An 11,565-nucleotide genomic window follows, 5' to 3' on the forward strand; every position below is an offset into this window, starting at 1 on the left:
CAATACGACACCGAGAAAATGCCTCGGCTTCGTCACGCCTCTCCAAGCCATGCTCAAAGAACTTGGCAAAGACGTCCAAATCCGCTTCTCATGATCACGTTGCACTTCACCCTGGAATCCACCATCCTCTCCAGCCGGCGTAACTCAATTCTCTCGATCTCGGCTTTCGACAGCTTCATCATGCCCGGCGGGGCGGGCGGCAGATCGGCGGCGCGGGCAGCCCGCGTCAAGCGCTGGCCCGACGGGCTTGGATAATCCGGCGAGGCGTAGAGCAGAATATCGGACGGCCCAAAGATCCGTGACAGATTGGTCGGCTCCAGAGCCGGAAGAACCTGGGCGAGAGCGTTGCCATCTGCATGGCGGAAGAGAACCGCCTCGTAACCGGCTCTTTCGGCAGGTTCTGGAACGCTCGCCTTCTCCTCGCCGATCGGTGGGGTCTCATCGGAAAAGGGTGCGTCCTCGCCATCCTCAACATTCGAGTTGGGGATCAGAACCTTGTTCAAGGTTCGCAGATGCTTGAACAAAACCGCGTCCGACATCTCCCGTTCGCCGACCCAAAATACTACAAAGGGTGTCGGCCCCAGCGCGGCGACAACCCGGTCGAGACGGTCTTGCGCCGCTTCGTGGGTCCGCGGATCGGCACCGCTATCCGCGTTCTCCAACTCCGACTGATCAGATGGCAGAAGACCGCCGCCCGTCTCATCTCCGGCGGCAAGAGCGTCCTTCATCCGCTGCGCGACGCGGTTTGCCTCGGCCTCCAAAGCTGCGTCTGAAAGATCGCCGGCCACGTCGGATTCGGGTTCAGCCATAGAGTTCGCGTGCCGCCGCTCGCGGTAGAGATCGACAAGGTGCGGACCCGCAGCGATAAGCAGCTTGTCAGAGCCGAGATAGAGAGGCCGATGATAAACACCTGCCTCGTCCAGCAATTCCGGCGCATCCTCGAAACCGGCTCCGTCCACCACGAGGCGTAGCCGCAATTTTGGTTCAGCTAGAAGCCGCCGGGCTTCTGACACCAAGCGAGCGAAGGCATCGGCAAAAGGCTTGGACTTATCTTCGCGCCGCTGCGAACCGCTATCTGCAGGTCCAGGATTGTTAGACGTTTCCTCTTTCGCTGGGGGCACTCTATCAGCCCTTGACGAATGGCATCGATTGCCCGGCCATCGCTTTCTGGCACCCTGCCGGCCCGCCGGCTTTGCCATCGGCTCCCTTGTCTCCAATGAATACATTGGGAGACGCCGTCTGCGCCTGCCCGCCACAGTCGATCGCATCGCCTTTGCGGCCCGCTTTCTGACCGTTCACGAAAACCGTCGCCGAACCTTCTGCGAGAGCCCGACCATGCGGACCCGCATGGCCGACGACGCAGGCATGGGGAACATAGGCATCGCCGACACGCATCAGCGGCCGCCCGTTGACGAAAACGTTCGGGCTTCCGCCGGAAGCGGGCGTAGGCGGGAAGTGGCATTCGTGGCCGGAGCCGATGTCTCCCTTGCGATGGGCTGGCGGCATTTTCCATCTCCAACTTGGCGGGACGTTCGCGAAAACATCGCGTGCTGCTCTACGGCTTTCCCTGCACCAAAACGAGCGAATCCACAACCCGAGAGACATAAATGCAGATCTATCCGTGCCCCAGTGGATACCATCTCAGCTTGCAGGAACCTGCAACGAGGCGACCAATCCGGGCAGCCGCCCTCAAACGAAAAGCGCGCCGGGGTCACCCCCGACGCGCTTCGAATTTTGCGAGTTTTGAAACAGGCGCAGCTTAGGCCGCGTCGTCTTCCTTGCTCTTCTTGATCTCTTCGCCGGACTCCTGGTCGACGACCTTCATCGACAGGCGCACCTTGCCGCGCTCGTCGAAGCCCATGAGCTTGACCCAGACCTTGTCGCCTTCCTTGACGACGTCCGTCGTCTTGGCGACGCGGCCTTCGCCGAGCTGGGAGATGTGGACGAGGCCGTCGCGCGAGCCGAAGAAGTTGACGAACGCGCCGAACTCCACCGTCTTCACGACCGTGCCCTCGTAGACCTCTCCGACTTCCGGCTCGGCCACGATCGAGTGGATCCACTTGCGGGCCGCCTCGATCTCCTTGCCCGAAGACGAGGCGATCTTGATCGTGCCCTCGTCGTCGATGTTGATCTTGGCGCCGGTCTTTTCCACGATCTCGCGGATGACCTTGCCGCCCGAGCCGATCACGTCGCGGATCTTGTCGGTCGGGATCTGCATCACCTCGATGCGCGGCGCGAACTCGCCGAGCTCGGAGCGGGCTTCACCCAGCGCCGAGTTCATCTCGCCGAGGATATGAACGCGGCCGCCCTTCGCCTGGTCGAGCGCCACCTTCATGATCTCTTCGGTGATGCCCTGGATCTTGATGTCCATCTGGAGCGAGGTGATGCCCTCCTCCGTGCCGGCCACCTTGAAGTCCATGTCGCCGAGATGGTCCTCGTCGCCGAGAATATCCGACAGCACCGCGAAGCGATCGCCTTCCTTGATGAGGCCCATGGCGATGCCCGCCACCGGACGCTTCAGCGGAACGCCGGCATCCATGAATGCGAGCGAGGTGCCGCAGACCGTCGCCATCGAGGACGAACCGTTGGACTCGGTGATCTCCGAGACCGCCCGCAGCGTGTACGGGAACTGCTCCGGTGCCGGCAGCATCGGACGGATCGCGCGCCAGGCGAGCTTGCCGTGGCCGATCTCGCGGCGTCCGGGCGAACCCATGCGGCCCGTCTCACCCACCGAATAGGGCGGGAAGTTGTAATGGAGCAGGAAGCGCTCCTTGTAGGTGCCGGTCAGCGCGTCGACGAACTGCTCGTCCTCGCCCGTGCCGAGCGTCGCCACCACCAGCGCCTGGGTCTCGCCGCGCGTGAACAGCGCCGAACCGTGGGTGCGCGGCAGGATGCCGACTTCCGAGACGATCTTGCGGACCGTGTCCAGCGAACGCCCGTCGATACGCGACTGCGTATCGAGGATGTTCCAGCGCACGATCTTCGCCTGCAGGCTCTTGAAGACCGCGTTCACCTCTTCCTTGGTGAACTTCGGCTCGTCCTCGCCCTCGGGAAGGAAGTGGGCGACCACCTTCTCCTTGACGGTGGCGACGGCGCTGGTGCGCTCCTGCTTGTCGGTGATCTTGTAGGCGGCCCGGAGGTCGTCCTCGATCACCTTCAGCATCTCGCCTTCGAGAGCCGAATGATCCGGCGCATTGTGCTCGCGCGGCTCCTTGGCAGCGACTTCCGCAAGCTTGATGATCGCGTCGATCACCGGCTGGAACGAGCGATGGCCTTCCATCACCGCGCCCAGCATCACGTCTTCGGAAAGCTCGTGGGCTTCCGATTCCACCATCAGGACGGCGTCCTTGGTGCCCGCGACGACGAGGTCGAGCGCCGATTCCGGCATCTCGTCCACATGCGGGTTCACCTTGTACTCGCCGTTGATATAGCCGACGCGCGCGCCGCCGATCGGGCCCATGAAGGGCACGCCCGAAAGCGTCAGCGCGGCAGACGCCGCAACCATCGCGACGACGTCTGGATCGTTCTCCAGGTCATGCTGCAGAACCGTGAGCACGACCTGCGTGTCGTTCTTGTAGCCTTCGGCGAAGAGCGGGCGGATCGGCCGGTCGATGAGACGCGAGGTCAGCGTCTCCTTCTCGCTCGGGCGTCCCTCGCGCTTGAAGAACCCGCCGGGGATCTTGCCCGCCGCGAAGGTCTTTTCCTGGTAGTTGACGGTCAGGGGGAAGAAGTCGAAGCCGGCCTTGGGCTGCTTTTCGGAGACGACCGTCGCCATCACCACGGTCTCGCCATAGGTCGCGAGCACCGCGCCGTCGGCCTGCCGGGCGATCTTGCCGGTTTCGAGAGTCAGCCGGCGGCCGGCCCAGTCGATTTCCACCTTGTGGGAATTGAACATGTCATTGCCTTTGTTCTGTCAGGCGATCCGGGGGAGATTCCCTCCCCTTCACCTTCAGCGCCGCCTGGTCTGTCACCAGTTTCAAATCGGCGCTTCACATCGGAACGGATCGCACATCGGGTGCGAACCTTGATCCACGGGCAAGACGATGAAAGGCTCTCTTGGTGGGCGCATTTTCCTGGCGAAAAAGTCGTGCAACTTTTTCTGAAAATGCGGCCGGCTATCCGGCTAAATCGCAGCCGGGCGCGAGCCCTTTATGATCCTGCCCCATGACATCAAAATTCAGCGGTTTGTCCGCCGCCTGACCTTATAAAGGATCATCCGGCGAATGTGAAACCGGCGGGCGCCGCTTCAAGCGATGCCCGCCGGGAAACTTATGATCCAGCCTTTAGCGGCGGATACCGAGCCGCTCGATCAGCGTCTGGTAGCGCTGCTGATCCTTGCCCTTCACATAGTCGAGAAGGCGGCGGCGGGTCGAAACCATCTTCAGAAGACCACGACGGGAGTGGTTGTCCTTGTGGTGGCCCTTGAAGTGCTCGGTCAGATTGGTGATCCGCTCGGTGAGAAGGGCAACCTGAACTTCCGGCGAGCCGGTGTCGTTCTCCTTGGTGCCATACTCCTTCAGGAGCTCTGCCTTGCGTTCGGCGGTAATCGACATCGGATATGCCTTTCTGTTCGTGTATCCGGAGCCCTGCCCGCGTCCGCTCATCCAAGCGAAACGCCAAGCCGAATGGGCCCGGAGATGATGGGGTCTCAACGATCGTTCAGAATGAGGATCTTGAGCTCGGGACGCCGGTCGCCGGGATGTCGTCCAGCGACGGCCTTGAATGTTGCGAGCCACGGCAGCGCCGAGCCCGCACGCGGCGGCATATAAGCGAATTGCGGCGGGAATGATAGGGGTGTTGAGACCGGATGCGAAAGACGCAAAACTAGTTAGAGGCCACAATGACAGGCCATGTAATCTTTACGAATTTTTTTCATCTAGCGAGCACTAGCGGAAACGCACGCTCGTAAGGCTGGCCGGGATCGCGCCCGAACCAAACTTTCGCTCCGATCTTTTTGCTTCTAGTGCCGTAAAAACTATTCGGGTGCCACATAAGCTGCACACCGTTCGAGTCTAATATACGGCCAGTGTGCGCCCCAAAGCTACTAATTGTCCCAAAGCTATAATTACTATCACCGTAACAGAGCCTTTCGCACATTGAGACCAATACGTTAGCCGTCGGCCGGTCCTCTGGGTTTTTTTCCAGGCAACTAACGATAATATCGTACAGCTCGTCACCTAGAGCCCGAAATTGGGCTACGGCAATTTGTGTTGGCTTCTTTGGGGGCTTTGCATCAACAATCTTGGGGATACACTTAAGCCCAGTTCCAAAAGGAGGTGCCCCCGACAGCAACTCATAAACGATGGCGGCTATTGCCCATACGTCCGATGACTTTTTCGGCTCTTTGAAGTCGTTTATCGCTTCCGGCGACATATACGGGATCGCACCTAAGACGGTCTTTGAAGATGTAGCCCCCCCAACTTCTGCCCATTGTCCGATCTCATTTTCGGCCATTTTCGCAATTCCAAAGTCGGTAATTTTGACGTCTACGAAAAGGGAGCCCCCCACAACCATGATGTTGCTTGGCTTTAGATCTCGATGAACGACACCAACGGTGTGCGAAGCAGCGAGGCCTTTTGCTAATCGATGAAGAATTTTGGCACAAACCGACGGCGGTAGATACGGCAAGCTGCGGCTCATTACCTCAAATAAGTCTAAACCCTCAACTAGCTCCTCAACTATATACTGCCTATCACCGTCATCAAAATAGTCCAAAGTTTTTGCAACATTCTGATGATTTATTTTTGCACTTACTTCAGCTGACATCCTGAATCGTTTGCTACCAGCATCGTCTTTAGGTGTCTTAAGCGCAACGCGTCTTTCAAATAATGTATCTCTAGCAGAATAGACGTGCTGCATTCCGCCTGCGCCAATCCAATTAGTCGCAGCATATCTGCCGTTCACCGCCAATTCTTGAGTTCCCAACGGCCCCTTCATAAAGTCACCTCCGGATGAGAAATATCTGCTGTAATCGAAGTACGATAACCGGCACTTGGGTCACCTAGGACGATAACTGAAGAGCCCTCAAGCACGTAGCCATTGGACATCTGTTGATTATTGTGTCGCACGTGACCAGTAACGCTCGTAACAAAAAATTTCACACCATCATAGTATATCGTCACTACATCTTGACCAGCACTTAGCTTCACTGTTCGGTTTGATGCTTCGACAACATATGTAGTGCCCTGGTGAGTTATTAGCATACGGTGCCGATCTCGGAGGAGCCGAGCTCCCAACTGCTCTTTTACTTCAAACATAGAAGGCCGCAGCGACGGGTCACTGCTAAGGGTACTGTCGAGTAGCTGAACTAAGTCAGCGCCTAACGCGACATGACTTTGCTGAAAATTTTTTGGCACCTTTACAGTTTTTGGCGGCACCTCACAGAGCGCTGATGGCAGAACCCCATCGCTCAAAGCCCATAAAGCGATCATGCCGAACGCATAAACGTCGACTGCTTCGGTGAAATGATGAACACCGAAAGCGTCCTGCTGAAATGCCTCTGGTGCCGTATATCCTTGCGTGTAGAAAAACTGCTTAGTTTTTGCTCCGTTGGCCATTTTAGCAAGACCAAAATCAAATATCTTTAAAACTCCTTCGATATCGAGTTTCATGTTGTCAGGCTTTAGATCACGATGAAGCCTTCCGCTATTATGAATATCGCAAATACCAGCTGCTATTGGATATAAAAACTTCAATATATCTATTTCAGAGACACCAGACCGTAATGGCTTAAGGTCCGTTCCATCTATGTATTCTTCGACAAAACCAACGACATCGTCGCCATCCTTTATCACATCAAGGACTTGAACCACATATTGCGATCTAATATTTGCAAGAGCCGTCAACTCATCTATAAGACGATATTTTTCAATTCCATGCTTTAAAGATTTTATCACGACACGACGTGAAAGATTCTTATCTTTGCAGATAAATGTATCCGACATTCCCCCGCCGGTTAAATATTGTATTACGTCTAAATACCGGTCTGGTAGATTAATCATGACTTGTCTTCTGACGTGTTCTGAAATTCAATATTTAATTGCGGCCTAACTTCAGCGTCTGGTTCCACTTTTGTATTCCGCTTTTTCATATTACCTTTTGGCTTCCTTTTGGGCTTCTTATCTCGCTCGATCTCCGACTTAGAAAGCTCTTTTTCAACGGCGGATGCCTTCGATGTACGTTCGCTAGATGCGTATGCCGGATCGATCCACAACTCCAAGCGGTCATAAGGCGAGACAATCGAAAGCTCTATCGCCGACCCATAACTAGCATTGAATCTCATTTGAGCCGGATCGATCGAAATCGCAGAAGCGTTATCTTCAATACCTATGCTTTCGGCAACTGAAACAATTCGCCTTGAGAATTGAGCAGGAGTCGCTCCAAATTTAAATATTCCAGACAACACCTGGCGACCTATACTATGGGCTCCATCTGAAGTAATCAAAACTGAAGAGAAATGCTCCTTACAGACCCTGATTATATGCGGCTCAAGCACATCTCCGATTCCTATGAACTGTATAAGTCTATTATCGAGCATAGCGTCTTCGGGTTCGGTTTTTAGTTGACCGCCAATGGTATCGTCACGAGTGAGAAGGGTTAAACCATTTAGTTCATCTTGACCGTATACCCGACTATCACCTGCATTCGCGATCCAAATCTCATTATGTTCCGACATAATGACGGCACTTAGCGTAGTGCCGCCACTTCCACCGAAACGTTTGTATACCGCCGAATTTGCCGTGCGCATCCCAAGGAGAATACTGTGCTTCACATTCCTGCGGTTAAAATTAATAACACTGGCGACGAAATGACTTAAGGCGCAGTCGGCTGCTATTCCGCCCTTAGACATACCTCCCATTCCATCGCATACGATGGCTATGAGATAACGCTCTCCGTTCGGGAGAGAAACCTGTGCGACCGCCGCCCTATCCTGGTTCTCCTCGCGAGGGCCTTGGACGCTTGAGATAGCAAACCCCGGCCCATTCTGATTCCCACGAATGGCTACATTCTGGCCTAATAGAACCTCTATTCGGTGCGCTATTTCTGTATGCAAATTGATTTTACGTTCCATGTAGATCGTCGATCGATAGAGTCGGTTGACATATCCCACACTGTTCGTCGCTAGTGCAATACTCTTCGGATCGGCAAATTTCGAAGAGATGCAGCCTTTTCGTAGTACGATCCTCGAACGAGAGGGGCATTTGAATATACGTTACGACCCCCAAACAATTTCGGCAAAGCGCCACACGTCTTTAGTAGACCAGCAGCCATCGCTAACCCGCTAAAATCTTATCCCCACCCCGACACCCTCTCCTATCATCCCCTCACCGCGCCACCGAATGGCAAGGACGATCGCCGGGATCGTTCGGGGGTGCGGGCGGTGTCTGCAGTGCGGGGGCTTTTTCCGGAGTCCCTCACGCTCCGGACGTCCCGCGGCTCCGCCGGCCCCTCGTGTACTACGGCACGGGTGCGGATTGGTCCCCTTGAACGCATGGCCGCCAAGGCCAGCGTGAAGCGCCGGCAGCCACCGAAGGTTTGGGCTTCGCCCCGACCGCTGCCGCCCGCGCGCGCCGTCAAACCCGATCCTTCGGGCAAGACGTAGCGGACGGCGGGGCCGGCGGAACGGGCGCGGCAGGAACCTTGGGTGAAGCGTGGACGATAAATCCCGCGCGGTGCGCCGGAGGCGAACCGGATAGAATTGCATACTCGGAGGGTTTGCCTCCGGCGCTCCGCTGCCGCCCTTCATGGCAGCGACCCGGCTTTGCCAGCGGCTTCAGAGGCTCAAGGGCAAAGCCAGACAGGGATCGTCCCGGTGGCCTGCCACTTGAGGGAGGATCAGGAAAGACCTTCAAACCCCGGCTCGAACGAGCGCGGGAACGCGAACCCGCGTCCGGTGCCGAGGTCCCATCGCCGGACCGCTTGAGACAAGGAGACGGACCATGGCGAAGCATCCGGCCCCCAACGCAAATCCCGTGGGCGACCTGCCGCCGACGCCGGCGGAACTCGCCGAGGGCAAGCGCATCGCCCACCAGCACTTCCGCCACATCCTTCACCTTCTCGAAGAGGCCGGCCGCACCGTTCATCCGCCCCGCCGTCGCCGGCCTGCCGGAAAGATCGGCGATGGCGACGAAAGCCGCCGCGCCCTGCCGCACGATCCCAACGATTTCGACCAGTGCCTGTCGGAGCTCGCGCAGAGGTTCTTTCACTACTGCAAGCGGCCCGAATGCCGCCGCGCCTTCCAGTGCCGCTTCGGCTCCCGCGCCGGCGAGACGCCCCTCACCGCCAAGACCTGGGGGCGCACCGGCCTCCCCTGCCTTCAGCAGCTGCCCGCCGACGTCGCCCACGCCCTCCATCTCATGATGGTGCGCCAGAACGCGCCGCAGGTCTTTCGCGAGCGCAACAACTTTCAGGCGCTGGAGCGGCAGGTGATGCGACGGGCGAAGGAACGGTTCGGCCTGGGCGAGACGCCCGACGAAGCGGCTGGCGGCGCGGTCAGCCGGCCGGTTTCAGCTGATGGCGCGCCGTGAGCCTCAAGCCCACCACCGCGATCCAGGTCAGCATCCATCCGGGGTGCCCGCGCGCGAAGAAGAAGGATTCCAGGAACGAATTCATCAGCATGAAGGTGAGGATCATCAGGAAGAGATCGGCCGCGAGATGGTTCTCGCGGGTCTCCCGGCACTTCACATAGTCGACCAGCGGCAGGACGAAGAGCACGATCATCGCCATCAACAGGCCGGGCCAGCCGATGGTGATCGCGATGTCGAGATAGCCGTTATGGGCGTTCACGATGCCGCGCGGGTCCCAGGTGAGCTCGAACGGCGCCTCGGCCGTCATCACGATCGGGGTCGACCAGAAGGTGTCGACGCCGTAGCCGATCCACTGCTGCGGGCCCATCAGGTCGAGCGTGAAGCGCCAGAGATCGGTCCGTCCGGTAAAGGTCGTGCCGGGCAGCACGAGTTGCAGGATCGAATTCAGCGTATCGCTCAACACCGTGCCGAGCGTCATCATGCCAACCGCCGTCACCGCGCCGAAGACGAGAAGAACCGGCAGGATCCGACCGCCGAAGATGCGGCCCGAAAGGACCAAAAGCATCACCGCCGGCATCAGCGCCAGCGTCGTCTTCGAGCCGGTCTTGTAGGCCAAGATGAAGCTGAGAACCGCGATCAGCACGCCGGCCTTCCAGTGGCCCGCGCGCCAGAGATAGAACCCGATGAAGAACAGCGGGGCCATCACCTGACCCGTCACGTTCTTGTGGCTGTAAATACCGCGCCAGAGCCCGGAATGCTGGCTCTCCGTCTCGAAGGCCTGATGGATCGCAAGGCTCGGCATCGCGACGACGCCGAAATAGCAGAGGCCGAGCACGACAAGCGCCATCACGGTAAGGCAGAGCCGGAACGCCGAAGCATTGGCCGGCAGCGACAGCGCGCCCGTCGCCGCGATCATCGCCGCGATCGTGAACAGCGCCGCGCGAAAGGCGAGTTCCGGCATGATCGAGTTGACGGAGGAAAGGACGAGCCACGCGGCGAGGATCAGCCAGGCCGGCCGCAGCAACGTCAAAGCAACGCGCCGGTCGGCAAACATGAAGTGGCCGAGCAGCGCCAGCATCGCGAGTGCGCTGTAACCGTATTTGTTGACGGGATTTCCGTCGACAGCCGCAAATGTCGCATAGCCTGCGGGGAACGGCATCAGCGTCATGACGAGGGCGGTCATCAGGCCGACGGCAAGCAGGGTTCGTCCCGCCGATAGCGCGCGCTCTTCCAGCGAAAGCCCTATTGGCTGGGAAGGATAGACTGTCTGCTGCATGGCCCGCCGTCGCTGCTAGTGCGACCAGAGCGTAATCGTACATGGCTAATGGGGTATTAAATTTTCGACCATGATACCTCGGTTATCCGCGGAGTAAGCTGTCCGTGCCACAATGCATCGAGCCGCCGGATCCGGAAATCCGACGGCCTACAGTGTCTGCTTGGCTTTCGAGCGAGACGGCAGTTCAGCGCTGGACGACGACACGGGTATTGCCCATGCCGTGGCGGCGAACGAGGTTGTAGAAGCGCTTGGCGTTGGCCGGATGCAGACGCACGCAGCCATGCGAGGCGGGACGGCCGAGCCGCGAGATCGCGCCGGTGCCGTGGATCGCATAGCCGCCGCTATAGAAGACCGAATAGGGCATCGGGCTCATGTCGTATTTGCGGGAATACCACATGCGGTGCAGGCGCTTCGGCCTCCAGGTGCCGGTCGGCGTGCGGTAACCCTTGCGCGCCGTCGAGACCGGCCAGTTGTAGAGCACCTTGCCGTTGTTGATCACCGTCATGCGCTGTGAGGATAGATCGATCTTCGCGACCAGGCGAGCTTCCGCAGCGTTAGTCAAACCGAATGTCAGAATTCCGAGCGCAAACGCAAGACAGACAGCAAAATGTTTCATGAAGGCCTCCAGCCATTAGTGTTTGGACCGACTTGCCGCCGCTTTTCTGACGTATAATGGCCTAATTTTTGCCAAAGTCTAGACTGATTCCACACTTCGCGATTCTTTGTGAACCATCCTGCTCGGCCATATGCCGCAGGCTAAGC

Annotated in this window: 9 protein-coding genes and 1 pseudogene; 1 reads left to right on the forward strand and 9 read right to left on the reverse strand. The window is 58.1% G+C overall.

Annotation, left to right across the window (positions count from 1 at the left end; all coding sequences use genetic code 11):
- Positions 1 to 53 precede the first annotated feature (53 nt).
- The 7 genes and pseudogenes from ABRA89_RS15400 to ABRA89_RS15430 all read right to left on the reverse strand — a co-directional run bounded on the left by ABRA89_RS15400 (position 54) and on the right by ABRA89_RS15430 (position 8,071).
- Positions 54 to 977, reverse strand: coding sequence for a hypothetical protein (locus tag ABRA89_RS15400; protein ID WP_349942379.1), 924 nt, complete (start codon positions 975 to 977; stop codon positions 54 to 56).
- A 148-nt stretch (positions 978 to 1,125) separates the two neighbouring features.
- The gene (locus ABRA89_RS15405) at positions 1,126 to 1,506 is read right to left on the reverse strand and encodes a PAAR domain-containing protein (RefSeq protein WP_349942380.1); all 381 of its coding nucleotides are present in this window, start codon (positions 1,504 to 1,506) and stop codon (positions 1,126 to 1,128) included.
- 253 nt (positions 1,507 to 1,759) lie between these two features.
- Entirely contained in the window at positions 1,760 to 3,895 is a 2,136-nt protein-coding gene (pnp, locus tag ABRA89_RS15410) for a polyribonucleotide nucleotidyltransferase (RefSeq protein WP_349942381.1), read from the reverse strand.
- A gap of 388 nt (positions 3,896 to 4,283) precedes the next feature.
- Positions 4,284 to 4,568: pseudogene (gene rpsO / locus ABRA89_RS15415) on the reverse strand (30S ribosomal protein S15); the annotation flags it as partial.
- 304 nt (positions 4,569 to 4,872) lie between these two features.
- A complete protein-coding gene (locus ABRA89_RS15420) occupies positions 4,873 to 5,937 on the reverse strand; it encodes a serine/threonine-protein kinase (protein ID WP_349942383.1) in 1,065 nt (354 codons plus the stop codon).
- Positions 5,934 to 7,001 (reverse strand): serine/threonine protein kinase, encoded by a 1,068-nt coding sequence (locus ABRA89_RS15425; RefSeq protein ID WP_349942384.1) that lies wholly within the window; start codon positions 6,999 to 7,001, stop codon positions 5,934 to 5,936. The genes ABRA89_RS15420 and ABRA89_RS15425 overlap by 4 nt, the downstream gene beginning before the upstream one ends.
- Complete coding sequence (locus ABRA89_RS15430) at positions 6,998 to 8,071, reverse strand: PP2C family protein-serine/threonine phosphatase (protein WP_349942385.1); 1,074 nt, start codon at positions 8,069 to 8,071, stop codon at positions 6,998 to 7,000. The genes ABRA89_RS15425 and ABRA89_RS15430 overlap by 4 nt, the downstream gene beginning before the upstream one ends.
- Before the next feature lie 868 nt (positions 8,072 to 8,939).
- On the opposite strand from ABRA89_RS15430, the gene ABRA89_RS15435 reads away from it, so the two are divergent.
- Positions 8,940 to 9,527, forward strand: a complete 588-nt coding sequence (locus ABRA89_RS15435; protein ID WP_349942386.1) for a hypothetical protein — start codon at positions 8,940 to 8,942, stop codon at positions 9,525 to 9,527.
- On the opposite strand, the gene ABRA89_RS15440 is transcribed toward ABRA89_RS15435, so the two are convergent.
- Positions 9,493 to 10,803 (reverse strand): O-antigen ligase family protein, encoded by a 1,311-nt coding sequence (locus ABRA89_RS15440; protein ID WP_349942387.1) that lies wholly within the window; start codon positions 10,801 to 10,803, stop codon positions 9,493 to 9,495. The two genes, ABRA89_RS15435 and ABRA89_RS15440, sit on opposite strands and share 35 nt — an antisense overlap.
- Positions 10,804 to 10,987: 184 nt before the next feature.
- Positions 10,988 to 11,419: a L,D-transpeptidase gene (locus tag ABRA89_RS15445; protein WP_349942389.1), complete on the reverse strand. Its 432-nt coding sequence runs from the start codon at positions 11,417 to 11,419 to the stop codon at positions 10,988 to 10,990.
- Positions 11,420 to 11,565: the final 146 nt, after the last annotated feature.

The organism is Fulvimarina thalattae (genome assembly GCF_040239565.1).
In the GTDB taxonomy this organism is placed as follows: domain Bacteria; phylum Pseudomonadota; class Alphaproteobacteria; order Rhizobiales; family Rhizobiaceae; genus Fulvimarina.

What these genes read in the sequence shown, in the direction of transcription:
- ABRA89_RS15405 (WP_349942380.1), bottom strand. Translation starts at nt 1,506, where the DNA reads ATGCCGCCAGCCCATCGCAAGGGAGACATCGGCTCCGGCCACGAATGC.
- pnp (WP_349942381.1), bottom strand. Translation starts at nt 3,895, where the DNA reads ATGTTCAATTCCCACAAGGTGGAAATCGACTGGGCCGGCCGCCGGCTG.
- ABRA89_RS15420 (WP_349942383.1), bottom strand. Translation starts at nt 5,937, where the DNA reads ATGAAGGGGCCGTTGGGAACTCAAGAATTGGCGGTGAACGGCAGATAT.
- ABRA89_RS15425 (WP_349942384.1), bottom strand. Translation starts at nt 7,001, where the DNA reads ATGATTAATCTACCAGACCGGTATTTAGACGTAATACAATATTTAACC.
- ABRA89_RS15430 (WP_349942385.1), bottom strand. Translation starts at nt 8,071, where the DNA reads ATGGAACGTAAAATCAATTTGCATACAGAAATAGCGCACCGAATAGAG.
- ABRA89_RS15435 (WP_349942386.1), top strand. Translation starts at nt 8,940, where the DNA reads ATGGCGAAGCATCCGGCCCCCAACGCAAATCCCGTGGGCGACCTGCCG.
- ABRA89_RS15440 (WP_349942387.1), bottom strand. Translation starts at nt 10,803, where the DNA reads ATGCAGCAGACAGTCTATCCTTCCCAGCCAATAGGGCTTTCGCTGGAA.
- ABRA89_RS15445 (WP_349942389.1), bottom strand. Translation starts at nt 11,419, where the DNA reads ATGAAACATTTTGCTGTCTGTCTTGCGTTTGCGCTCGGAATTCTGACA.